This is a genomic window from Mesorhizobium sp. WSM4850 (genome assembly GCF_055811735.1).
The window spans coordinates 421774-444774 of the sequence record NZ_JBVVPV010000002.1 but is presented as its reverse complement, the minus strand read 5'-3'; the positions used below and the strand labels follow the sequence as shown (position 1 = coordinate 444774).

Genomic DNA, 23001 nt, shown 5'->3' with positions numbered 1-23001 from the left:
TCCGGTGCCTGTCACCACTGGGAGGGAATACCAATGAGGAAAATGCTTCTGCTGAGCGCCGCCTTTGTCGCGCTCGCCCTGGGCGCACCGGCGCAAGCCGAACTGAAGTTCAAGCCGGGCGAAGACCCCCGCTTCAACTGGGCGAATTACGAAGAGCTCAAGAAAGTCGACCTCAAGGGCGAGACGCTGTCGATCTTCGGGCCATGGCGCGGCGAGGACGAGGGCCTCATCCGCACCGTTCTCGACTATTTCTCGGAAGCCACCGGCGCCGAGGTCAAATACTCCTCGTCGGAAAATTACGAACAGCAGATCGTCATCGACACGCAGGCCGGCAGCCCGCCCAACATCGCCGTGCTGCCGCAGCCGGGCCTGATCCAGGATCTGGCGTCCAAGGGCCTGCTGACGCCGCTCGGCGACGACACCGCCAACTGGATCAAGGACAATTACGGCGCCGGCGAGTCATGGGTCGATCTCGGCACCTTCAAGGACAAGGATGGCAAGCCGGGCTTTTTCGCCTTCCCCTACAAGGCCGACGTGAAATCGCTGGTCTGGTACTCGCCGGACAATTTCGAGGAAGCCGACTACGAGGTGCCGAAGACGCAGGAAGAGCTCGCCGAGCTCGAAAAGCAGATCATCGCCGACGGCGGCACGCCATGGTGCATCGGGCTCGGTTCTGGCGGCGCCACCGGCTGGCCGGCGACCGACTGGGTCGAGGACATCATGCTGCGCACCCAGACGCCCGAGACCTACGACAAGTGGGTGAAGAACGAGATTCCGTTCAACGACCCCGCGGTGGTCAACGCCATCGACATTTTCGGCAAGATCGCGACCGACGACAAGATGGTCGACGGCGGCGCCAAGGCGGTGGCGGCGACCGATTTTCGCGACAGCCCGAAAGGCCTGTTCTCGGTGCCGCCGAAATGCTATTTGCACCACCAGGCGTCGTTCATCCCGACCTTCTTCCCGGAAGGCACCGAGATCGGCCAGGACGCCGACTTCTTCTACTTCCCACCTTACGCTGCCAAGCCCGACCTCGGCACCCCGGTGCTCGGCGCCGGCACGCTTGCCATGATCACCAAGGATAGCAAGAGTGCCCGCGCGTTCATCGAATTCCTGAAGATGCCGCTCGCCCATGAGATCTGGATGGCCCAGGGCGGCTTTGTGACGCCGTTCAAGTCGGTCAACAAGGACGCCTATGCCAGCGACGCGCTGAAGAAGCAGGGCGAAATCCTCGCCGAGGCCTCGACCTTCCGCTTCGACGGGTCCGATCTGATGCCGGGCAAGATCGGCGCCGGCGCCTTCTGGACCGGCATGATCGATCTCGTCGGCGGCAAGTCCGCCCAGGATGTCGCCACCGACATCCAGAAGAGCTGGGACGCGATCAAGTAGGCGGTCCCGGCTGAACGTCCGATCCTGCATGGATCCGGGCCTCGATGGCCCGGATCCGACCGGCGGCCCGCACAGCAGCAATTTTTATGAGCACATTCCGGCATGACGCGCGACCAGCAAGTGCAAAACCCTGCCTTGCATCCGATCGCGTTCCAAATAACTGAATCGGCCTGTGATCGCATCGCCAAAGTCATTCCCGACTGGCGGATCATGCGCAGAGGGAGGGACCCGTGGCGGCTCAGATTTTCTCGGCCATATTCGTCATCGTCGTCGGCGTCGGCGGCTGCGTCGCCTATTTCTGGGGCGCCAACAAGCTGGTGGACATCATCTTCCCGTCGCGCGGCGTTGCAGGTGCGGCGGCCATCGACAATCTGCGCCGGCAGGGGATGATCCGGCCGTGGCTGTTCGTCGGCCCGGCCATGATCATCCTCACCATCTACCTGATCTACCCGGTCGTGGAGACGCTGAGGCTGTCGTTCCTCGATCGCGGTGGCGCCAATTTCGTCGGCTTCGCCAATTATGAATGGGCGTTCGGCGACCGCGAATTCCGCACCTCCATCCTCAACAACATCATCTGGCTGGCGGTCGTGCCTGCCGCCTGCACCTTCCTCGGGCTGATCATCGCCGTCCTCACCGACAAGATCTGGTGGGGCACCATCGCCAAGAGCCTCATCTTCCTGCCGCTGGCCATCTCGTTCGTCGGCGCCAGCGTCATCTGGAAATTCATCTACGAGTACCGCGGTGCTGGCCAGACGCAGATCGGCCTGCTCAACGCCATCATCCAATATTTCGGCGGCCAGCCGCAGGTCTGGATATCGCTGCCGTTCTGGAACAATTTCTTCCTGATGATCATCCTGATCTGGATCCAGACCGGCTTTGCGATGGTCATCCTGTCCTCTGCCTTGCGGGGCATTCCCGAGGAGACGCTGGAGGCGGCCGTCATCGACGGCGCCAATCCGTTCCAGATCTTCTGGAAGATCATGGTGCCGCAGATCTGGGGAACGATCGCCGTTGTCTGGACCACCATCACCATCCTGGTGCTGAAGGTGTTCGACATCGTGCTGACGATGACCAACGGCCAATGGAACAGCCAGGTGCTGGCCAATCTGATGTTCGACTGGATGTTCCGCGGCGGCGGCGATTTCGGCCGTGGCGCCACCATCGCCATCATCATCATGATCGCGGTCATTCCGATCATGATCTGGAACATCCGCCAGGCCAACAAAGAGACGGGAGGACATTGAGATGGCCGTCTCGACCGGAAAGTCCTTTGCCAGCCGTTTCGGCGTCCATATCGCGGTCTTCCTCTTCGTCGCGATCTGGACGATCCCGACGCTCGGCATTCTCGTCTCGTCGCTGCGCGACAAGGACCAGATCATCGCCTCGGGCTGGTGGAACTCGTTCGCCAGTTCCACGCAGACGGAAGCGGGGCGGCTGCCACCCGCCTCGGCGCAAGTCGAGAAGGACGGCAAGTTCGTCCTCGAGGGCAACATCTTCGGCGATGATCCGGCCCGCGACATCAGCGCCTTTGGCGTCAAGTCGTCGGCGCCGACGCAATATCCCGCCGGCACGACAGCCGATCTCGGCGACGGCGAGACCTTGCAGCTCAACCCCGACGGTAGTTTCGTCATGACCTCGACCAAGCCGTTCGAGGGCGAGCGTGGCCAGCGCGTCTACTACGCCTCGTCGGCGCCACCGAAATTCACCACCGACAATTACAATACGGTGCTGTTTTCGGAGGGCATCGGCCGCTCCTTCATGAATTCGCTGACCGTCACCATTCCGGCGACCGTCATCCCGATCCTGATCGCGGCGTTCGCGGCCTATGCGCTGGCCTGGATGCGCTTTCCCGGCCGGGCGTTGCTCATAGCGGTGATCATCGGGCTCCTGGTCGTGCCGCTGCAGATGTCGTTGATCCCGCTGCTGAAGCTTTACAACGGCGTCGGCAGCTTCTTCGGCGTGCCGTCGAAAACCTATCTCGGCATCTGGCTGGCGCATACCGGCTTCGGCCTGCCCTTCGCCATCTATCTCTTGAGAAGCTACATTGCCGGCCTGCCACGAGAAATCATGGAATCGGCGCGCATCGACGGCGCCAGCGATTTCGAGATCTTCGTCAAGATCGTGCTGCCGCTGTCGTTCCCGGTGCTGGCCTCTTTCGCCATCTTCCAGTTCCTGTGGGTGTGGAACGATCTGCTGGTCGCGATGGTTTTCCTCGGCACCGAGGGCGACCAGATCGTGCTGACCGCCAAGCTCAACGCGCTGCTCGGCTCGCGCGGCGGCGATTGGGAGATCCTGACGACATCGGCCTTCATCACCATTGTCGTGCCGCTGATCGTGTTCTTCTCGCTGCAGCGCTATTTCGTCCGCGGGCTGCTCGCCGGCTCGGTGAAGGGAGGTTGAGATCATGCAATCCGCTGTGAAAGCGACGTTGAGCCCCGACCTCGCCGTCGACCGCGACTGGTGGCGAGGTGCCGTGATCTACCAGATCTATCCGCGCAGCTATCAGGACTCGAACGGCGACGGCATCGGCGACCTCAGGGGCATCATCGGCAGGCTGCCCTATATCGCGGCGCTCGGCGTCGATGCCATCTGGATCTCGCCGTTCTTCAAGTCGCCGATGAAGGATTTCGGCTACGACGTGTCCGACTATTGCGACGTCGATCCGATGTTCGGCACGCTGGCCGATTTCGACGCCCTGACCGCCGAGGCGCACAGGCTCGGGCTCAAGGTGATGATCGACGAGGTGCTGTCGCATACGGCCGACATCCATCCATGGTTCAAGGAAAGCCGCTCGAGCCGCACTAACCCGAAGGCGGACTGGTATGTCTGGGCCGACGCCAGGCCCGACGGCACGCCACCCAACAACTGGCTGTCGATCTTCGGCGGTTCGGCCTGGCAGTGGGACACCAGCCGCCAGCAATATTACCTGCATAATTTCCTGGCCGAGCAGCCCGATCTCAACTTCCACAGCCGCGCAGTCCAGGACGCGCTGCTCGATGTCACCCGCTTCTGGCTGGAGCGCGGCGTCGACGGTTTCCGCCTCGACACCATCAATTTCTACTTCCACAGCCAGGGCCTGGAGGACAATCCGCCGCTGCCGCCCGAACAGCGCAACGACCAGACCGCTCCTTCCGTCAACCCCTACAACTACCAGGACCATCTCTACGACAAGAGCCGCCCCGAAAACCTCGGCTTTCTCGAACGCTTCCGCGCCCTGCTCGACGAATATCCGGCGACGGCGGCGGTCGGCGAAGTCGGCGATTCGCAGCGCGGACTGGAGGTGGTGGCGGCTTATACCGCCGGCAGCAAGCGCGTGCACATGTGCTATTCGTTCGACTTCCTGGCGCCTGAAAAGATCAGCGCGGCAAAGGTGCGTTCGGTGCTGGAAGCCTTTGGCGAGGTCGCCAGAGACGGCTGGTCGTGCTGGGCCTTCTCCAACCACGACGTGATGCGCACTGCCTCGCGCTGGGCGGGCGGCGAGGCCGACCAGACCGCTTATCTCAAGGTGATCTCGGCGCTGCTGATGTCGCTGCGCGGCTCGATCTGCATCTATCAGGGCGAGGAGCTTGGGCTCGGCGAGGCCGAGCTGCAATTCGAGGACCTGCAGGACCCCTACGGCATCCGGTTCTGGCCGGAATTCAAGGGCCGCGACGGCTGCCGCACGCCGATGGTCTGGAATGGCGCCGACGGCAATGGCGGCTTCTCCACGGCAAAGCCCTGGCTGCCCGTGCCTGCCAAGCACCTTTCGCAGGCGGTCGATGTGCAGCAGGGCGACGACAGCTCGCTACTGGAACACTACCGGCGCTTTCTCGCTTTCCGCCGCCTGCATCCGGCGCTGGCCAAGGGCGACATCGAGTTCATCGAAAGCCAGGGCGATACGGTCGCCTTCACGCGCCGCCAGGGCAATGAGCAGATCGTCTGCGCCTTCAATCTCGGCAGCCGACCGGCCGAAGTCGATCTCGGCGGACGCTCGCTGCAGCCCTTGCCGGGGCACGGGTTTTCGGGACAGACTGACGCCCGCTTTATCCGCCTCGGCGGCTACGGCGCCTGGTTCGGGCGTATCGATTGAATTTGCAGTTCACTGGAGGGAACCCATGGCCGATGTCACGCTAAGGCAAGTGAAGAAATCATACGGCAATCTCAACATTCTCCACGGCATCGACCTCGACATAAAGTCGGGCGAGTTCATCGTCTTCGTCGGCCCTTCGGGCTGTGGCAAGTCGACCTTGCTGCGGTCGATCGCCGGGCTTGAGGAAATCACCTCCGGCGAGCTCAAGATCGCCGGCGAGGTGGTGAACGACGTGCCGCCGTCGAAGCGCGGCATCGCCATGGTGTTCCAGTCCTATGCGCTCTATCCGCACATGACCGTCTACGACAACATGGCGTTCTCGATGAAGATCGGCAAGGAGAGCAAGGCCGAGATCGACAAGCGAGTGCGCCAGGCGGCGGAAATCCTGCAGCTGACCAAATATCTCGACCGCCTGCCCAAGGCGATGTCGGGCGGCCAGCGCCAGCGCGTCGCCATCGGCCGCGCGATCGTGCGCAACCCCAAGGTCTTCCTGTTCGACGAGCCGCTGTCGAACCTCGACGCGGCCCTGCGCGTCGCCACCCGCATCGAGATCGCCAAGCTCAAGGAATCGATGCCTGCTACAACGATGATCTACGTCACCCACGACCAGGTCGAGGCGATGACGCTGGCCGACCGCATCGTGGTGCTCAAGGAGGGCCATATCGAGCAGGTCGGCACGCCGATGGAGCTCTACAAGAGACCCGGCAATCTGTTCGTCGCCCAGTTCATCGGCTCGCCGGCCATGAACATCCTGCCGGCCACGATCGACAAATCAGGCAACCCGACCATCGTCAGCCATGTCGGCGGCCGCAAGGCGACGGTGCCGATCGCCACGCCGGCCTCGGCGACGGGCGCTTCGGTGAGCTTCGGCGTGCGGCCGGAGGATCTGACGATCGCCACCGGCGCCGATTATCTTTTCGAGGGAACAGTGGACTATGTCGAGCAGCTCGGCGAGGTCCAGCTCGTCTATGTCGACATCGGCCGCGCCGACCTGCCGCTGGTGACCAAGCTGCCAGGCAATGTCGAGGTCAAGCGCGGCGCTGCGCTGCGGTTGAATGCCGATGCCGGCGACCTGCATATTTTCGATGCCGACGGACATTCATTCACGCTCCACAAAGCGGAAGCAAAGGCAGCCTGAGAGCGGCAGCCGAACTGATGGAGTTTGGTGACCCAAAAACAAGAGCGGCGGGCAAAGCCCGCCGCTCTTGTGCGTTCCGGTCGCTGTTAGAGCGACGTGCGTCCAAGTGGACGCACAAAAGTACGCTCTAACACTTTAACGCTGCGCATCGTGCTTTCCGAAAATCGAACCGATTTTCGGGCCGATGCGCTAGCGGCCGAACAGGCTCCGGTCGCTGCCCTGCGGGGCGGACTTCTGTAAGTCGCCCGACGAGTTGAGCAGCTTGTAGACCGGCGAGCCGGTATTGCGTACCGAAGACGTCTGCGTGTTGTCGACGTTGATGGTCGCCTGCTTGTTGATGTCGGTTCCGCCAAAGTTGTCGCTACCGGCAAAAGCGCTGCCGGCAGCAATCAAAAGCGCGGCGGCGGTAACAACGATCTTCTTCATTTTCAAAACTCCTGGATTTTCTTGGTTCCACCAGCGCGGCGGGCAAATGCCGCCGCCGCTGTTGGAACGAACTGTTAGTTGTTGCCGAACAGGTTACGGTCGCTGCCGTTGACGGGTTTCTCGTGAGCCGGAACCGGATTCTGCGCCGAAGCCGAATTCCGAATCGAAGCCGTGTACGAGTTGCTGTCGACCGCGGCGGCCGGTTGGTTGGCACCGTTCGATCCAAAGTTGTCGCTGCCGGCAAAAGCGCCGCCGGAGATGGCCACAATGGCGGCGGTGGCAAGAATGAGCTTCTTCATTTCAAATACTCCTGAGTTCCTCAGATCCCGAGCGGCGGACCGCCACTTTGCTGTTTGGGACCAGCTGTTAATTGTTGCCGAAAAGGTTGCGGTCGGCGCCCGGGCCAACGGGCTGCTTTTCAGCGTGAGCCGGCGTCTGGACAGAGGCCGTATACGAGCTGTCGATCGCAGCAGTCGGCTGGTTGGCGGCGTTGGACCCATAATGGTCGCTGCCGGCAAAGGCGCTGCCGGTGATGGCCAGAGCGGCGACGGCAGCAAGAGCGATCTTTTTCATTTTAGTACTCCAGTATCTTAGTCTTCCGTCCGCCTAGCGGCGTGTCTTGGGAGGATGCGCGTCATTCGGACAGCCCCGATGTGGGAAGGCCATTCGGCGGATTCCAATCACGAAGTTGTTCCGTGTGGACCAAGAATCTACACCTTGAAATTGTACCAGAGGCATCTGCTACCATGGTTTTATGGTTTGTTTTCAATATCTTATTCAAAATTAGCCATTCATGATTTGACGGATTGGCGGATCTGCGTTCACAGGGTGCTGCACGCTGTCAACAGAAACGAACCGTTCGGTTCGATTTTAGAAGCGGCTAATAGTCACTTTGGTAAACTGTTAACTTTCCTGATCTCCGCCGCGGGTCAGATTCGATGTCACAGCAGCCGACAGTGGCCGCCGAAAAGTGGGTTTCAGCCCTGCAGATATAAACCTGCAGGTTTCGCCGGCGGTGTCGCGCCGCATGGATACGATGTCGCTTTCATGCCGACAGTCAGCCGGCCGGCATGATTAGATCACGCCATCTCAGGTGCCGCTTGGTGACGACGAAGCGGAGAATTGGGAAGCCGGTCAGAACCCGGTGCTGCCCCCGCAACGGTGGTGGAGTTCAAGTCGCAACGGGAGACCACTGGGCCACAAGCCTGGGAAGGTGTCGCGATGAGTCCGCAAGGACACTCCAGAGCCCGGAAACCAGCCCGAGATTTTTAGACTCGACTGATCGCGGTGGGCGGTCAAGAGGTGGATGATGCATGTCGGCCCTGTCGCCGGTCTGCGGCCGATCCTCCCTCCATCACCACCAGTTCAGTCCTTACACGAGGACAGGACATGGACGCGCGCAACGACATGCTGAGGCTCTTGCACGGCCGCAGGCAAGGCTATTCGCTCGAGCAGCCCTTCTACACCGATCCAGATTTCTTCAAGCTCGACATGGAGCTGATCTGGTATCGCGACTGGCTGTTCATCGGCCACGATTGCGAGTTGCCGAAAGCTGGCAGCTATATCACCGCCCAGATTGGCGACTATCCGGTCGTGCTGGTCCGCGACCAGCAAGGCAAGATCAATGCCTTCCACAATTCCTGCCGGCATCGCGGCAGCCGTGTCTGCAATGCCGACAAGGGCACTGCGGCGAAGCTGGTCTGCCCCTATCACCAGTGGACCTACGAGTTGGACGGCCGGCTGTTGTTTGCTCGCCAGATGGCAGACGGCTTCGACAAGAGCCAGTTCAGCCTGAAGCCGGTGGCTTGCGAAAGCGTTGGCGGCTACATCTTCATCTGCCTGGCCAACGAGCCGGTCGACTTCGCGCCGATGCGAGCCATGATCGAGCCTTACCTCCTGCCGCACCGGCTGCGCGAGGCAAAAGTCGCCTTCGAATCGACCATCGTCGAGAAGGGCAACTGGAAGCTCGTCTGGGAGAACAACCGCGAGTGCTATCATTGCGCCGGCAACCATCCGGAACTCTGCAAGACATTCCCGGAAGCGCCGACGGTGACCGGGGTGCAGGGCGCCGACAGCGATCCGGAGATGCTCGCGCACTGGGCGAAATGCGAGGCGGCAGGCCTGCCGAGCAAGTTCCGCATCGATCCGGCCGGGCAGTATCGCGCCACCCGCGCGCCGCTGCTGCGCGACGCCGTCAGCTACACGATGACGGGAAGACGCGCGGTGAAGAAGAACCTTTCCGACAGCGTTTCGACCGACCGTATCGGCTCGCTGCTGCTCTATCACTATCCGACGACCTGGAACCATATCCTCGGCGATCATGCCGTCACCTTCCGCGTGCTGCCGATCAGTGCCACGGAAACGGCCGTCACCACCAAATGGCTTGTCCATAAGGACGCGGTCGAAGGCGTCGATTACGACCTCGCCGAACTCACCCATGTCTGGACCGAGACCAACGATCAGGACCGTCGCATCGTCGAGGAAAACGCCTTCGGCATCCTGTCGCCGGCCTATGAGCCCGGCCCCTATTCGGAACTGCATGAGGGCGGCGTCATCCAGTTTGTCGAATGGTACGCCTCCTTCATCGGGCCGCGCCTTGCCGAGGTCGGGCGGCCGGCGCTGCGCAGCGTCGCCTGAACGAGATCAAGGGGATGAATGCGATGACGGACCTTGGCCTCTACCGCCATCTCGACGAGATGGCGCCCTGGAACGACAGGCTCCAGGTGCTGGAAGTCATCAGCGTCAGCGACGAGGCGCCTGAGGTGAAGACCTTCACCTTCCGCTCTGACAACCAGACCTGGTTCCGCTACAGACCGGGGCAGTTCGTGACGCTGGAACTGCCGACCACCGAGGGCCCGCTAATGCGGACCTATACGCTGTCGTCCTCGCCGTCGCGGCCGTTCTCGATCGCGGTGACGGTGAAGGCGCAGGCCGGCAGCCTCGGCACCCGCTGGATGTTCGACAATCTGAAACCCGGCGTTCACGTGAAGGCCTATGGGCCGGCGGGCGACTTTTCGCTGCACAGCCATCCAGCGGCCAAGTATCTGTTCATTTCGGCCGGCTCCGGCGTGACGCCGATGATGTCGATGCTGCGCTGGCTGAACGATTGCGCGCCATGGACAGATGTCGGCTTCGTCAACTGCGCGCGAACGCCCGAGGAGATCATCTTCCGCAAGGAGCTCGAGCTGCTCGGCAGCCGCATGCCGGGCCTGACGCTCGGGTTCATGATTGAGGAGCGGTCCAGCCGTGAGGGCTGGTTCGGCCATATGGGCCGGATCGACGCCATAAGGCTGCCGCTGCTGGCGCCCGATTTTCGCGAGCGCGAAATTTTCTGCTGCGGCCCCGACCCGTTCATGCGCGCCGTGCGGCAGACGCTGGAGGCGGCCGGCTTCGACATGGCCAACTACCATCAGGAGAGCTTTGCGGCCCCGGCGGTGGAGGAAATACCGGCCCCGTTCGGTTCGCCGGCAGAGGGTGGGCCGGCAAAGGGTGGGCCGGCAGAGGGCGGGGTCGAGGTACCTGCCGAGGCCGCAACTCCGATCCGCTTTTCGCTTTCGGATATCGATGCCGACTGCGTTGCCGGCCAGACCGTGCTGCAGACGGCGCGCGCTTCGGGCGTACGAATTCCCGCAGCCTGCGAGTTCGGCCTGTGCGGAACCTGCAAGGTGAAAAAGGTCTCGGGCACAGTCGAGATGAGCCACAATGGCGGCATCCTCGATCACGAGATCGACGACGGCTTCATCCTTGCCTGCTGTTCGAAGCCGCTGACGGAGCTCGAGATCGACGCCTGACCGGGGAGCTTAAACCCCGTAGCGCTCGGTGCGGATGAGGCTTGCCGGAACGCCAGCATCGATCAGCGCCTGGGCGGCGGCCGACACGAAGGCATTCGAGCCGCAGACAAAGGCGAACCTTGGCGGTGCGGGCAGCCTCAGCATCGATTGCTCCATCATCGCAACGTCGATCCGCCGTGAATAGTCCGCCGGGCGCCGGGCCGGCTCGCGGGTCAGCGCCAACACCAGATCGAAGCCGTCCCGGCGAGCGTGGAGGTCGATCAGCTCGTCGCGAAAGATGACCTCGTCCCAGACCCGTGCGGAAAATACCAGTGCCACGGGCACCGCCGATCTGCGCGCGGCGCGATGGCGGATCATCGCCATCAGCGGCACCACGCCGGACCCGCCGCCGACCAGCAGAAGCGGGCCGCCGTCGCTGTCGGACCAGACGAAGTGGCCGCCGAGCGGGCCGCGCAACTCGACCTCGTCGCCGACCGCCGCGATATCGTGGAAGAAGGGTGAGACCTCGCCATCATCGAGCCTTTCGATCGCCAGTTCGATCGTCTCGCCGGCTTCCGGCGCCGAGGCGATTGAGTAGGAGCGGCGCGCCTGATAGCCGTCCGGCGCCGTCAGCCTGACATCGACATGCTGCCCGGCACGATAGGCGAAGGGCCGCGACGGTTGGAGGAAAAAGCTGGTGACGCGCGGCGTGCGCTTTTCGATGCGGGCGATTGTCACCGTCTGCCAGGGCGACTGCGCCGCCGGCCCGTCGCTCATGGATCGCCCGTATAGCGCTGCTCGCGCCACGGGTCGCCATAGATGTGATAGCCGCGCAGCTCCCAGAAGCCCGGCTCGTCGCGCTCGGTGAACTGCAGCCCGTTCAGCCATTTGGCCGACTTCCAGAAATAGAGATGCGGAACCAGCAGCCGCGCCGGGCCGCCATGGTCCGGCGTGATCGGCTTGCCTTCGTAAAGCAGCGCCACCATCGCTTTGCCGGCGGTGAGATCCTGCGTCGGCACGTTGGTTGTATAGCCGTCGAAGGACAGCGCCAGCGTGAAGGCCGTCGGTGGCTCGATGCCGGCATCCGCCAGAATATCGTCGACCAGCACACCCTGCCACGCCGTGTCGAACTTGGTCCACGCGGTGACACAATGGATGTCGCGCGTCATCTTGGTCAAAGGCAGCGCGTTGAACTCTGTCCAGTTCCACGTCTTGATCGGCCGTGGTCCGTGCTTGAGCGTGAACGACCAGTCCTCAGTGCGCACACGCGGCGTCGGCCCGGCCGACAGCACCGGAAACCCTTGCTCGAGATATTGCCCCGGCGGGATACGCGCATCCGCATCCGTCGGGGGCTTTCGTCCTGAAGAGAAGCCGCGGGTGATCATCGAGACAATCCGTTTGCATCAGGCCGCCTGTCGGCCTTCACCAATGTTGTCAAAGATATTCCGGCGGGCAACCAGATTCTTGGCTTATGCGCCGTCTGTGCGCCTGAGATAACCGGTGGCGATCTCGCGCATCCGTTTGGCGTCGAAGCTTGGTCCATGGCCGCCATGGCCGATGCTGACAGGCAGATCGAGCAGCCGCTGCATTGTTCGGCGATAGGCTGATCGGTCGGAATCCGGCAGGTCGTCGATCAGCAAGGCGTCGTAGATGGCGTCGCCGGCGAAGAACAGGCCGTCGGCCTCATCGAACAGCGCGATGGAATCCGGCGAATGGCCGGGCAGATGCAGCACCCGGAATTGCCGGTCGCCGAGGTCGACCAGATCGCCCTCGTCAAGCGTCCGCGTCAGCGGCGCCGGCTGGATTCTGTATTCGGCCGCTCTCCAGCCCGGTGCCGGCAGCTTCGAGACGGCGCCGTCGAGATCATGAAACATGTGGGCGTAGGTGACGGCGTCATCCATGCTGTCGAATTGCGCAGCACTCATCCTCGGCCCGGCTCGCAGCGGGAATTCGTGCAGCGAGCCGACATGGTCGAGGTGGATATGGGTGGCGACGACGAGCAGCGGCTTGCCATCAGGCGTGTCGATCTCCGGCGCCAGCGGGCAAATCCCCATGCCGGTGTCGACAAGCAGGTCGACGTCGCGGCCGCGCAGATGCCAGATGTTGGCGCGCACGAAATCATGCACGAACGGCTCGGTCAGCATCGTCGTATCGGCGTCGATGACGGTCTTGCTGAACCAGTCACGCATCACGAAGATTCCGGCATCAGAAGCGAGCCGGCTCAGACGAACGGCCTTCCGACCTTGTACTTTTCGGGAACCAGCCGCTTCAGATAGGCCATTCCTGCGTCGGAGAGCTGGTTGGCATCCGGCAGCATGAAATCGTCGGGCATGTGACGGGTCTTGCCGGCAACGTTTTTCAGCGGCACCTTGTTCAGCACGGTTTTCTCGCCGTCATATTGCAGTGCCACCGAGCCGCCGCCCTGTTCGGCGACAGCGACCGCAAAGACGCCGGCATCGAAGGCTTCCTGCGCATCGACGGCGTTGATGGCGCCGACATAGCCGCGCGGCATGTAGCCGAGCGCATCGACGCGTGCCCGCTTGCCCGGCAATCCTTCGGCCAGCGCGCGCTCGAGGGCGGCCGGCAGGTCGCTGCCCGACAGCTTGACGTTGCCATGCGCATCGCGCTCCAGTTTGTCCGGCGGGACAAGACTTTCGACCAGCGCCTTGCCGTCGGCTGTGCTGACGCCTTCGGAGACTGCGACGATGCAGCGCTTGTGGCGATCGAGCGTGGCGCGCACGTCGTCGATAAAGGCTGAAGCCGAGAACGGTCGCTCCGGCACATAAACGAGGTGCGGGCCGCTGTCGGGATCAAGCTGCCATGCGGCGGCGGCGGCGGTGAGGAAACCGGCGTGCCGGCCCATGACGATACCGACATAGATGCCCGGCAGAGCACGGAAGTCGAGGTCGACCGAGAGAAAGGCGCCGGCGACGAACTCGGCTGCCGAAATGAAGCCCGGCGTGTGGTCGTTCTCCTCGAGATCGTTGTCGATGGTTTTCGGCGCATGGACGAAAGCCATCTTGCCGCCGGCGGCGTCGGTCAGGATCTGCTGCGTGCCGGACGTGTCGTTGCCGCCGATATAGATGAAGGCATCGGCGCCAGCCTTCTTCAGGCCGTTGAGGATGATTTCGCAATAGGCCTCGTCCGGCTTGTCGCGCGTCGAGCCAAGCGCGGCGCTCGGCGTCGCCGCAATCAACCGCAACCGGTCCTCAGGGATAGCCGAAAGATCGACATAGTTGCCGTCGCGGATGCCGCGCACGCCATGGATGGAGCCCAACACCTTGGCGCCGGGATGCCGCCTGCGAATCTCGAGTGTGGCGCCCACCACCGTCTGGTTGATGACGGCGGTCGGGCCGCCGCCTTGCGCGATGACAAAAGTTCCGGACATGCTTCACGTCTCCCGAGCAGTGACTTTGCAGGCACATTCGCCTGTCTTGCGAGATCGCGCAACGGGAGAGTCGAGCGGCCGCGTCAGCCGCCTCGAGTTCAGACGATGACCGGGAGGGTCAGACGACGACGACCGGGTTCTTCCTGGAGACGCGGCTGTAGAGGTCGATGATGTCCTGGTTGATCAGGCGAACGCAGCCCGACGACATCGCCTGGCCGATGCTCCACCATTCGGGCGAACCGTGGATGCGGTAGCCGGTGTCCTGGCCGTTCTGGTAGATGTACAGCGCACGCGCGCCGAGCGGGTTGTCGAGGCCGCCGGGCTGCCCGGCCTGCCATTTCACCAGTTCCGGCTTGCGGGCGATCATCTCGGCCGGCGGCCTCCAGGTCGGCCATTCCTTGCCGTACTGGATGTTGGCGCGGCCGGACCAGCGAAAGCCTTCCTTGCCGATACCGACGCCGTAACGGATAGCGTCACCGCCGGGCTGCACCAGGTAGAGCAGCCGCTCCTGCGAATGGACGACGATGGTGCCGGGCTGCTCGCCGGTCGGGTCGACGACGATCTGGCGGCGGAACTCCGGCTTGACCTTGAGGTAGGGCACTTCCGGCAGCGTGAAGCCGCCGTCGGTGACGGAGGCATACATCACACCAGGGCTGGTGATGTTCTTGTCGACGCTGATGCTCGGGCGGACAGGGGTAATCGCGCCGGTGGTGACGCCGTCGAGTTGCAGCGCCGACAGGTCGAGCGTCTGGCTGCAGCCGGCGACGCCGAGCAGCCCCAGCGCACCGGCGCCGGACAACACTGCGCGGCGGGAAAGCTGGATTTCGGAAATTTCGATTTCGTCGCCATTGTGCGGCGGCGTCAGACCTTGCGGCAACTCGCGCATCTACGCAAACCCTACGCTGTCGGCGGGAAACACAGTCCGGCCGGATAGAGTGCATTTTCACCAATCATGGTTGAAAAAGCGTGAAGAACCGTCGCCTGATGTTAACCAGGGGCATTTTCGATTTTTGCCCCTTTACATCTTTGTGAGCCCAAGGATTTATCCTCTTCTTTGAGCTCAAGGAGACGAACATGTCCTTCGAAAACTGGGCCGCCTTTGCCGCCGCCTCGACGATCCTTCTTGTCATTCCCGGCCCGACCATCCTTCTGGTCGTATCCTATGCGCTCGGCCAGGGCTGGCGCACCGCGCTGCCGATGGCGGTTGGCGTGGCATTTGGGGACTTTACCGCGATGACGCTGTCGATGCTGGGCATCGGCGCGCTGCTGGCGGCGTCGGCCACCGTATTCACGTTGCTGAAGGTGGTCGGCGCCGGCTATCTGATCTATCTCGGCATAAAGCTGTTTCGCGCCGGCGGCACGCTCAAGGCCGAGCCGCGCCTGGACGCGGTGTCCTCGGCCAAGATGATGGCGCATGCCTGGCTGGTCACCGCGCTCAATCCGAAAAGCATCACCTTCTTCGTCGCCTTCCTGCCGCAGTTCCTAGACCGGCATGCCGATTTCTGGACGCAGATGGTGATCTTCGAGACGACTTTCCTGGCGCTCGCCTTCGCCAATGCCTTCGGTTACGCGCTGATCGCCGCAAGGGCACGCAACGTCGTTCGCAACCCGACGGCGATCCGCATCTTCAACCGCACCGGCGGCACGCTGCTGGTCGGCGCCGGCATCGCCACAGTGGCGATGCGCTCGGGCAATTGAGGACATGACGTGGCAGTCAGGGACGCATTCGGGCTGACGTTTTCGGGCGCGACGGAGGCCGGGTTCTCGTCCTACAGCCAGGCCGTGCGCGAACTGCAATGCTTCATCGGCGACCCGGTCGGCTCGGTCGATCGCGCCATCGCCGAGGATCCTGGCTTCGTCATGGCGCATGTGTTCAAGGGCTATCTCTTCGGCCTCGCCACCGAGCGCGAGGCGGCAGCCGTGGCCAGGACATGCCACGAGGCGGCACTGCCGCTTGCCGCCACGCCGCGCGAGCAGGCGCATGTCGCAGCACTTGGCCATCTTGCCGCAGGATGCTGGCATGAAGCCGCTCGTCTGCTCGAGGATATCGCCATCGAGTTTCCGCTCGATGCGCTGGCGCTGCAGACCGGGCACCAGATCGATTTCTTCACCGGCAATGCCCGCATGCTGCGCGACCGCATCGGCCGCGCGCTGCCGTCGTGGCAGAGCGGCATGCCGGGCTACCACGCCGTACTCGGCATGCAGGCGTTCGGGCTGGAGGAAATGGGCGACTATGCAAGCGCCGAAAAGCTTGGCCGCATGGCAGTCGACATCGAGCCGCGCGACGGCTGGGCGCAGCACGCCGTCGCCCATGTCATGGAAATGCAGAGCCGGCAAAGGGACGGCATCGCTTGGATGCGCGCCAACCCCGACGCGTGGACGCGTGAAAGCTTCCTGAAAGTGCATAATTGGTGGCATCTGGCGCTGTTCCACTACGATCTCGGCGAAACCGACGAGGCGTTGGCGCTCTATGACGGCCCAATCTACGGCGAACGCTCGACGCTGGCGCTCAACATGGTCGATGCTTCGGCGATCCTGTGGCGGCTGCATCTCGGCGGCGTCGATGTCGGCGGCCGCTGGGCGGCGCTCGCCGCCAACTGGGCGAAGGCCAGCGCCGGCAACTATGCCTTCAACGATGCCCACGCAATGATGGCCCTCGTCGGCGCCGGCCAAGAGACGCCGGCTCGCACCTTGCTCGAGGCGCAGCACGAGGCCATGCACGCCAACGACGACAACGCCGCCTTTACCCGGGATGTCGGCCATCCCGTGACGCTCGCCATCAAGGCGTTCGGCGAAGGCAATTATGCCGAGACGGTCCGCCTGATCCGGCCCATCCGGGCGATCGCCCACCGCTTCGGCGGCAGTCATGCACAACGCGACGTCGTCGACCTGACGCTGATCGAGGCAGCGCTGCGGTCGGGCGACCGTGCATTGGCAAGGGCACTTGCCGCGGAACGCGCGCTGGCGCGGCCCCACAGCCCGCTGTCGGCGCTGCTTTCGCGGCGGGCTGCCGATTTGTCGGAGAATTGACCGGAGGCGGATCTTGTCTTAAAAACTGCCAAGTCAGATTTTTTCGAGATCCGAAAAAATTAATGACAATGGGAGGACACCATGTATCTCGGCCTCGATCTGGGCACGTCGGGCGTCAAGGCGCTGTTGATCGATGCCGGGCAGAGCATCATCGGCTCCGGCCACGCGTCACTCGACGTGTCTCGGCCGCACCCCGGCTGGTCGGAGCAGAACCCCGCCGAGTGGATCCGCGCCTGCGAGGGAGCGATCGCCGAGCTCAAGGTTTCTCATCCAGAACAGCTCGCCGCCGTCAAAGGAATCGGCCTCTCCGGCCAGATGCATGGCGCTACATTGCTCGATGCCGGCGACCAGGTGCTGCGCCCCTGCATCCTGTGGAACGACACGCGCAGCCATGCCGAGGCCGCCAAGCTCGACGCCGACCCGCGCTTTCGCGAGCTGACCGGCAACATCGTGTTTCCCGGTTTCACCGCGCCAAAGCTGGTCTGGGTGAGAAACAATGAGCCGGATATTTTCGCCAAACTGGCAAAGGTCTTGCTGCCAAAGGATTTTCTGCGGCTCTGGCTCACCGGCGAGCATATTTCGGAGATGTCGGACTCGGCCGGCACGTCCTGGCTCGATGTCGGCAAGCGAGGCTGGTCATCCGACCTGCTTTCCGCCACGTCGCTCGACGAGAAGCAGATGCCGTCACTGGTCGAAGGCACTGAGAAGGCTGGCGCGTTGCGCAGCGAACTGGCCTCGAAATGGGGGATGCAGGCGGGCATCCCGATCGCTGGTGGCGCCGGCGACAATGCGGCGTCGGCTTGCGGCATGGGCACGGTCGCCGCCGGCCAGGCCTTTGTCTCGCTTGGCACGTCAGGCGTGCTGTTTGCCGCCAATGCGTCCTATCTGCCCAACCCGGAAAGCGCGGTGCACACATTCTGCCACGCGTTGCCCGACACCTGGCACCAGATGGGCGTCATCCTGTCGGCAACCGATTCGCTCAACTGGCTGTCCGAGATTTCAGGCAAAGGCGCCGGCGAGCTGACCGCCGAGCTCGGCGATACGCTGAAGGCGCCGACCGGCGTGTCCTTCCTGCCCTATCTCTCGGGCGAGCGCACCCCGCACAATGATGCGGCCATTCGCGGCTCGTTTACCGGGCTTGCGCATGAATCGAGCCGCGCCGTGTTGACCCAGGCCGTGCTGGAGGGCGTGGCTTTCGCCTTCCGCGACAGTCTCGAAGCCCTGGCCAAAGCCGGCACGACGCTGACGCGGGTGACGGCGATCGGCGGCGGCTCGCGCTCGCACTACTGGCTAAAGGCAATCGCCACCGCGCTCGGCCAGCCCGTCGACATTCCCGCCGACGGCGATTTCGGCGCCGCCTTCGGTGCCGCGAGGCTTGGCCTGATCGCGGCGACGGGCGCCGATCCGCTCAGAGTGTGCACGGCGCCGGCCACCGATGCCACAATCGAGCCGGTCGCCGCGCTAAGCAACGCCTATGCGGATGCCTATCAGCGCTACCGCTTGCTTTACCCGGCTATCAAGGCGGCCACGGCGTGAGTGGTTTCCCACCCACGCCGCGGCCCGAGATCACCTCACTGTGCCGGGACCTTGTCGAGAAAGCCGGTGACGCTTTTCAGGCGGCCATTCTCGATGACGCCGATGTCGGTGCCTTCGATGACGGAATCGGTGCCTTCCGGCCCGAGATTCCACGAGAAGCGGATCGTGCCGCCAAACCCGTCCGGCTTGCCCTTCAGCGAGAACCGGAAGCCGGCAAATCGTTTTTGGACACCATCGATCAGTGCGGCGAGGCCATTGTGGCCGTCTCCCTGCATGATCGGATCGCGGTAGCTGACGTCATCGGTGAAGGCCGCCTTGAGCAAGGCTTGCCGGCGCGCGGCATCGCTCTCGTTCCAGGCGGCGATGTAGTTTTCGGCGATCGTGTTGAGGTCGGTCATGGTCTGTCTCCGTGGTTGATTGGCTTTGACATGACCCTTTTCATCCAGCGCCAGCGCGAAACCAATTACGCCTGAGGTAATCAGGACCGAACCCTGCGAGAGGACAGACAGACATGACCAGCGGCTTTTTCGGCGACATCCAGAAGATCAAATACGAGGGGCCGGATTCGACCAATCCGCTGGCCTACCGGTTCTACAATCCCGATGAGGTTGTCGCCGGCAAGCGGCTGGAAGACCATTTGCGCTTTGCCGTCGCCTACTGGCATTCCTTCGCCTGGCCAGGCGGCGATCCGTTCGGCGGCCAGACCTTCGAGCGGCCGTGGTTCGCCGAGGCCGGTGGCACCGACACGATGGAACTGGCCAAGCTCAAGGCCGATGTCGCCTTCGACATGTTTTCGCTGCTGGGTGTTCCCTATTTCTGCTTCCACGATGCCGATGTGCGGCCGGAGGGAAAAGATTTTTCTGAAAGTGCCGCGCGGCTCGACGAGATATCAGACTATTTTGCGGCGAAGATGAAGAAGACCGGGGTCAAGCTGCTTTGGGGCACGGCCAACCTGTTCTCCAATCGCCGCTTCATGGCGGGAGCCGCCACCAATCCCGACCCGGACGTCTTTGCCTATGCGGCAGCGACGGTCAAACACTGCATCGACGTCACCAAGCGGCTGAAGGGCGAGAATTATGTGCTGTGGGGCGGCCGCGAGGGCTATGAGACGCTGCTCAACACCGACCTTGCCCGCGAACAGGAACAGGCCGGCCGCTTCCTCAACCTGGTCGTCGACTACAAGCACCGGATCGGCTTCAAGGGCACCATCCTGATCGAGCCGAAGCCGCAGGAGCCGACAAAGCACCAGTACGACTATGACGTCGCCACGGTCTACGGCTTCCTGAAGCGCTTCGGGCTGGAGAAGGAGGTCAAACTCAACATCGAGCAGGGCCATGCGATCCTGGCCGGCCATTCCTTCGAGCATGAACTGGCGCTGGCCAATGCGCTCGGCATCTTCGGCTCGATCGACATGAACCGCAACGACTACCAGTCGGGCTGGGACACCGACCAGTTCCCCAACAACGTGCCGGAGATGGCATTGGCCTACTATCAGGTCCTGCAGGCCGGTGGCTTCAAGACCGGCGGCACCAATTTCGACGCCAAGCTTCGGCGACAGTCGCTCGATCCGCAGGATCTGCTGATTGGCCATATCGGCGGCATGGATTGCTGTGCACGCGGCCTCAAGGCCGCCGCTCGCATGGTCGGGGACAAGGCGCTGTCGGGACCGTTGGCCGAGCGCTATGCCGGCTGGAACTCGGCCGAGGCCAAGGCGATGCTTGCCGGCAAGCGGACGCTGGAGGAGATCACCGAGCGCGTCGTCAAGAAGAAGATCGAGCCGCAGCCGAAATCCGGCCGCCAGGAACTGCTCGAGAATATCGTCAACCGATACGTCTGAGGTGCCGCACCGGCGGGTCTGTTGACCGACCCGCCGGCCCGGAACAGCTTTGCGCGAGGGCGGAACCGACGACAAGGTTTTGCCTCGCACCGCCCCTCAATCGCCTCGCTCTTGCCTTCAAACAGCCGTCACGAATCTTGTATATATATGGTTGGTGGCGGAAACAGACCGAAGGAGGCGAAACGATATGCAGCACGAACGCGAAATCGACGCCCTGCTCTCATCTGGCGAGGGATCGATCATCGACCGGCTGATGGCGCTGCCGCATCCGAAGGATGGCGCGCGCGGTGCAAACGAATGGGACCGCGCGGTCGCCAGCCGCTTCGAGACCCACCTTGCGAGACAGATGCGCTCGCAGATCGACGGCAAAAGCGACCGCCAGGACGCTGCCTGATCCCGACTATCTCCTGCGCAGCCTGACCGGCGCTTCGCCGAAAGCTCTTGAGAACGCCCTGGAAAATGCCGCGGCGGACGAGAACCCCGTTCGCCCGGCAATATCGGCCATGGCCACGCGCGTGTCGACCACCAGCCGGCGCGCTGCACCCAGCCGCAGCCTGAGATAATAGGCGCCCGGCGTCTCGCCGATCGACTTGCGAAAGATGCTTTCCAGCGTACGTGCCGTCACCCCGGCACGCTTTGCCACCGCGGCGATGGTCAAGGGCTGGTCGACGTGGGTTTCCATCAGCCGGATGGCTTGCGCAAGCCGCGGATCGTAGCCGTCGAGGCGGCCGAGCGAGACCAAAGGCTGCGCGTCGGTCGCGGCGCGTGCCTGGTCGTAGATGAAGACGCTTGCCACATCGAGCGCGACCGCCATGCCGAGCCGCGTGCGGATCAGATGCAGCATCAGGTCGAAGGTCGGCGAAGCGCCACCGGAGGTGAAGACCGGCCCGTCGATGACATAGCGGTCGGGGCGAACGTCGATCTCGGGAAAGGCCGAGGAGAAATCCTCCATGTCCTCCCAATGGGTGGTGGCGCTGCGCCCTTCCAGCAGACCGGCGCGGGCGACCAGCCAGGTACCGGCTTCGACGCCGCCGCAGGCGCGTGCGGCGCGCCCCGCTCGGCGCAGGCCGGCAAGCAGGGCCGACGTGGCATAGTTCTGCGTGCCGAAACCGGCGACGACGACAAGCACATCCGTCGTATCCGCCGCATCGAAGCGGCCGCTGACCGCAACCGGCAGGCCGCATGTGGTGACCGGGGCTTCGCCGGTCACCGAAACCAGCCTAAAATCGAACAGCGTCTCGCCGGCAATACGGTTGGCGGCGCGCAGCGGATCGACGGCCGAGGCCACGCACATGATCGACGACCCGGAAAACACCAGCAGCGTCACCTTGAGCGGCAACCGTTCGGCGCGAAAGATCGACGACTTTTCGTTTTTCATCATACGCACTTCGTAAAATGCAAAACAGTTTCCTGCAAGTCAGGCATTGTTGCCATCTGTTCGATTGCGTCCATGTTTGATCGGGACCATCTGTGCTGATTGGGAGAAAAGTCGATGCCGCTTGCGATGAACCGTGAGGTCTTCATTACCTGTGCCATAACTGGGTCCGGCAGCTCGCAAGACCGCAGCCCGCATGTGCCGCGCTCGCCCAAGCAGATCGCCGACTCGGCCATCGACGCGGCAAAGGCGGGTGCGGCGATCGTCCACTGCCATGTGCGCGACCCCGAAACCGGCAGGCCGCGCCGCGACGTGCAGCTTTATCGCGAAGTGACCGAGTGCATCCGTGCGGCAGACGTCGACGTGGTGCTGAACCTGACCGCCGGCATGGGCGGCGACATGGTGTTCGGCTCGCCGGAAAACCCGCTGCCGCTGAACGAGAAAGCCACCGATATGGGCGGCGCCACCAACCGCGTGGAACATGTGCGCCAGTGCCTGCCGGAGATATGCACGCTCGACTGCGGCACCATGAATTTCGCCGAGGCCGACTATGTCATGACCAACACGCCAGGCATGCTGCGCGCCATGGGCGGCATGATGACGGCGCTTGGCGTCAAGCCGGAGATCGAGGCCTTCGACACCGGCCATCTGTGGTTTGCCAAGCAATTGGTCGAGGAAAAAGTGCTGGACCCGGATGCTCTCGTGCAATTGTGCATGGGCGTGCCATGGGGCGCGCCGGACGATCTCAACACTTTTATGGCGATGGTCAACAATGTGCCGTCGGGTTGGACCTGGTCGGCGTTCTCCATCGGCCGCAACCAGATGGCCTATGCCGCCGCTGCGGTGCTGGCGGGCGGCAATGTCCGCGTCGGACTCGAGGACAATCTCTGGCTCGACAAGGGCGTGCTGGCAACCAATGCGCAGCTGGTCGAGCGGGCGGTCAGCATCGTGTCGAACATGGGCGCAAGGGTCATCGGCCCCGATGAAGTGCGCAAGAAGCTCAATTTGACGAAGCGCGCACCGCTTTGAACAAGCAATCGGTA

Annotated in this window: 23 protein-coding genes and 1 riboswitch; of the genes, 13 read left to right on the top strand and 10 right to left on the bottom strand. The window is 63.3% G+C overall.

The window, feature by feature from the left end:
* Positions 1-33 precede the first annotated feature (33 nt).
* The 5 genes from AC0L2Z_RS05180 (at position 34) to AC0L2Z_RS05160 (ending at position 6596) form a co-directional block, all read left to right on the top strand.
* Complete coding sequence (locus AC0L2Z_RS05180; protein ID WP_473626937.1) at positions 34-1389, top strand: ABC transporter substrate-binding protein; 1356 nt, start codon at positions 34-36, stop codon at positions 1387-1389.
* A 230-nt stretch (positions 1390-1619) separates the two neighbouring features.
* Positions 1620-2633 (top strand): carbohydrate ABC transporter permease, encoded by a 1014-nt coding sequence (locus AC0L2Z_RS05175; RefSeq protein WP_023796848.1) that lies wholly within the window; start codon positions 1620-1622, stop codon positions 2631-2633.
* Position 2634: 1 nt separating this feature from the next.
* A complete protein-coding gene (locus AC0L2Z_RS05170) occupies positions 2635-3789 on the top strand; it encodes a carbohydrate ABC transporter permease (protein ID WP_027151438.1) in 1155 nt (384 codons plus the stop codon).
* Between the two features lie 4 nt (positions 3790-3793).
* A complete protein-coding gene (bglA, locus tag AC0L2Z_RS05165; RefSeq protein ID WP_473626936.1) occupies positions 3794-5458 on the top strand; it encodes a beta-galactosidase BglA in 1665 nt (554 codons plus the stop codon).
* A 25-nt stretch (positions 5459-5483) separates the two neighbouring features.
* A complete protein-coding gene (locus AC0L2Z_RS05160; protein WP_027151436.1) occupies positions 5484-6596 on the top strand; it encodes an ABC transporter ATP-binding protein in 1113 nt (370 codons plus the stop codon).
* Between the two features lie 189 nt (positions 6597-6785).
* Here the strand turns inward: AC0L2Z_RS05160 and AC0L2Z_RS05155 are convergent, their stop codons facing one another.
* The 3 genes from AC0L2Z_RS05155 to AC0L2Z_RS05145 all read right to left on the bottom strand — a co-directional run bounded on the left by AC0L2Z_RS05155 (position 6786) and on the right by AC0L2Z_RS05145 (position 7595).
* Complete coding sequence (locus tag AC0L2Z_RS05155) at positions 6786-7022, bottom strand: DUF680 domain-containing protein (RefSeq protein WP_027151989.1); 237 nt, start codon at positions 7020-7022, stop codon at positions 6786-6788.
* 74 nt (positions 7023-7096) lie between these two features.
* Positions 7097-7321: a DUF680 domain-containing protein gene (locus AC0L2Z_RS05150; protein ID WP_473626934.1), complete on the bottom strand. Its 225-nt coding sequence runs from the start codon at positions 7319-7321 to the stop codon at positions 7097-7099.
* A 67-nt stretch (positions 7322-7388) separates the two neighbouring features.
* A complete protein-coding gene (locus tag AC0L2Z_RS05145; RefSeq protein ID WP_473626933.1) occupies positions 7389-7595 on the bottom strand; it encodes a DUF680 domain-containing protein in 207 nt (68 codons plus the stop codon).
* A gap of 501 nt (positions 7596-8096) precedes the next feature.
* Positions 8097-8299: riboswitch (cobalamin riboswitch) on the top strand.
* A 112-nt stretch (positions 8300-8411) separates the two neighbouring features.
* On the opposite strand from AC0L2Z_RS05145, the gene AC0L2Z_RS05140 reads away from it, so the two are divergent.
* Together AC0L2Z_RS05140 and AC0L2Z_RS05135 are read left to right on the top strand one after the other, a co-directional pair.
* Positions 8412-9659, top strand: a complete 1248-nt coding sequence (locus AC0L2Z_RS05140) for an aromatic ring-hydroxylating oxygenase subunit alpha (protein WP_287285087.1) — start codon at positions 8412-8414, stop codon at positions 9657-9659.
* 23 nt (positions 9660-9682) lie between these two features.
* A complete protein-coding gene (locus tag AC0L2Z_RS05135) occupies positions 9683-10813 on the top strand; it encodes an FAD-binding oxidoreductase (protein ID WP_473626931.1) in 1131 nt (376 codons plus the stop codon).
* 9 nt (positions 10814-10822) lie between these two features.
* On the opposite strand, the gene AC0L2Z_RS05130 is transcribed toward AC0L2Z_RS05135, so the two are convergent.
* The 5 genes from AC0L2Z_RS05130 to AC0L2Z_RS05110 form a co-directional block, all read right to left on the bottom strand.
* On the bottom strand, positions 10823-11569 hold the full coding sequence (locus AC0L2Z_RS05130) for an FAD-binding oxidoreductase (protein WP_473626930.1): 747 nt from the start codon (positions 11567-11569) through the stop codon (positions 10823-10825).
* Positions 11566-12177: a molybdopterin-dependent oxidoreductase gene (locus tag AC0L2Z_RS05125; RefSeq protein ID WP_287246715.1), complete on the bottom strand. Its 612-nt coding sequence runs from the start codon at positions 12175-12177 to the stop codon at positions 11566-11568. Before AC0L2Z_RS05125 ends, AC0L2Z_RS05130 begins: the two co-directional genes overlap by 4 nt.
* A gap of 84 nt (positions 12178-12261) precedes the next feature.
* Positions 12262-12981, bottom strand: coding sequence for an MBL fold metallo-hydrolase (locus tag AC0L2Z_RS05120; RefSeq protein WP_473626928.1), 720 nt, complete (start codon positions 12979-12981; stop codon positions 12262-12264).
* Positions 12982-13013: 32 nt separating this feature from the next.
* Complete coding sequence (locus AC0L2Z_RS05115) at positions 13014-14180, bottom strand: diphosphate--fructose-6-phosphate 1-phosphotransferase (RefSeq protein ID WP_473626926.1); 1167 nt, start codon at positions 14178-14180, stop codon at positions 13014-13016.
* A gap of 118 nt (positions 14181-14298) precedes the next feature.
* The gene (locus tag AC0L2Z_RS05110) at positions 14299-15066 is read right to left on the bottom strand and encodes a L,D-transpeptidase (RefSeq protein WP_027151997.1); all 768 of its coding nucleotides are present in this window, start codon (positions 15064-15066) and stop codon (positions 14299-14301) included.
* Between the two features lie 188 nt (positions 15067-15254).
* Between AC0L2Z_RS05110 and AC0L2Z_RS05105 the strand changes: the two genes are divergently transcribed.
* The 3 genes from AC0L2Z_RS05105 (at position 15255) to xylB (ending at position 18746) form a co-directional block, all read left to right on the top strand.
* On the top strand, positions 15255-15878 hold the full coding sequence (locus AC0L2Z_RS05105) for a LysE family translocator (RefSeq protein WP_128170381.1): 624 nt from the start codon (positions 15255-15257) through the stop codon (positions 15876-15878).
* A 9-nt stretch (positions 15879-15887) separates the two neighbouring features.
* The gene (locus tag AC0L2Z_RS05100; RefSeq protein WP_287258177.1) at positions 15888-17210 is read left to right on the top strand and encodes a tetratricopeptide repeat protein; all 1323 of its coding nucleotides are present in this window, start codon (positions 15888-15890) and stop codon (positions 17208-17210) included.
* Positions 17211-17291: 81 nt separating this feature from the next.
* Entirely contained in the window at positions 17292-18746 is a 1455-nt protein-coding gene (gene xylB, locus AC0L2Z_RS05095; RefSeq protein WP_023796864.1) for a xylulokinase, read from the top strand.
* A 35-nt stretch (positions 18747-18781) separates the two neighbouring features.
* Here xylB and AC0L2Z_RS05090 read toward each other — a convergent pair whose 3' ends face one another.
* Positions 18782-19144, bottom strand: coding sequence for a nuclear transport factor 2 family protein (locus AC0L2Z_RS05090; RefSeq protein WP_128170379.1), 363 nt, complete (start codon positions 19142-19144; stop codon positions 18782-18784).
* Between the two features lie 113 nt (positions 19145-19257).
* Between AC0L2Z_RS05090 and xylA the strand changes: the two genes are divergently transcribed.
* Together xylA and AC0L2Z_RS05080 are read left to right on the top strand one after the other, a co-directional pair.
* The gene (gene xylA / locus AC0L2Z_RS05085) at positions 19258-20583 is read left to right on the top strand and encodes a xylose isomerase (RefSeq protein WP_023796866.1); all 1326 of its coding nucleotides are present in this window, start codon (positions 19258-19260) and stop codon (positions 20581-20583) included.
* 187 nt (positions 20584-20770) lie between these two features.
* Complete coding sequence (locus tag AC0L2Z_RS05080) at positions 20771-20977, top strand: hypothetical protein (RefSeq protein ID WP_023796867.1); 207 nt, start codon at positions 20771-20773, stop codon at positions 20975-20977.
* Positions 20978-20983: 6 nt separating this feature from the next.
* Here the strand turns inward: AC0L2Z_RS05080 and AC0L2Z_RS05075 are convergent, their stop codons facing one another.
* Positions 20984-21964 (bottom strand): GlxA family transcriptional regulator, encoded by a 981-nt coding sequence (locus AC0L2Z_RS05075; protein ID WP_473626925.1) that lies wholly within the window; start codon positions 21962-21964, stop codon positions 20984-20986.
* A gap of 111 nt (positions 21965-22075) precedes the next feature.
* On the opposite strand from AC0L2Z_RS05075, the gene bcoG reads away from it, so the two are divergent.
* The gene (bcoG, locus tag AC0L2Z_RS05070) at positions 22076-22987 is read left to right on the top strand and encodes a 3-dehydrocarnitine:acetyl-CoA trimethylamine transferase BcoG (RefSeq protein WP_473626924.1); all 912 of its coding nucleotides are present in this window, start codon (positions 22076-22078) and stop codon (positions 22985-22987) included.
* The last annotated feature ends 14 nt before the right edge of the window (positions 22988-23001 follow it).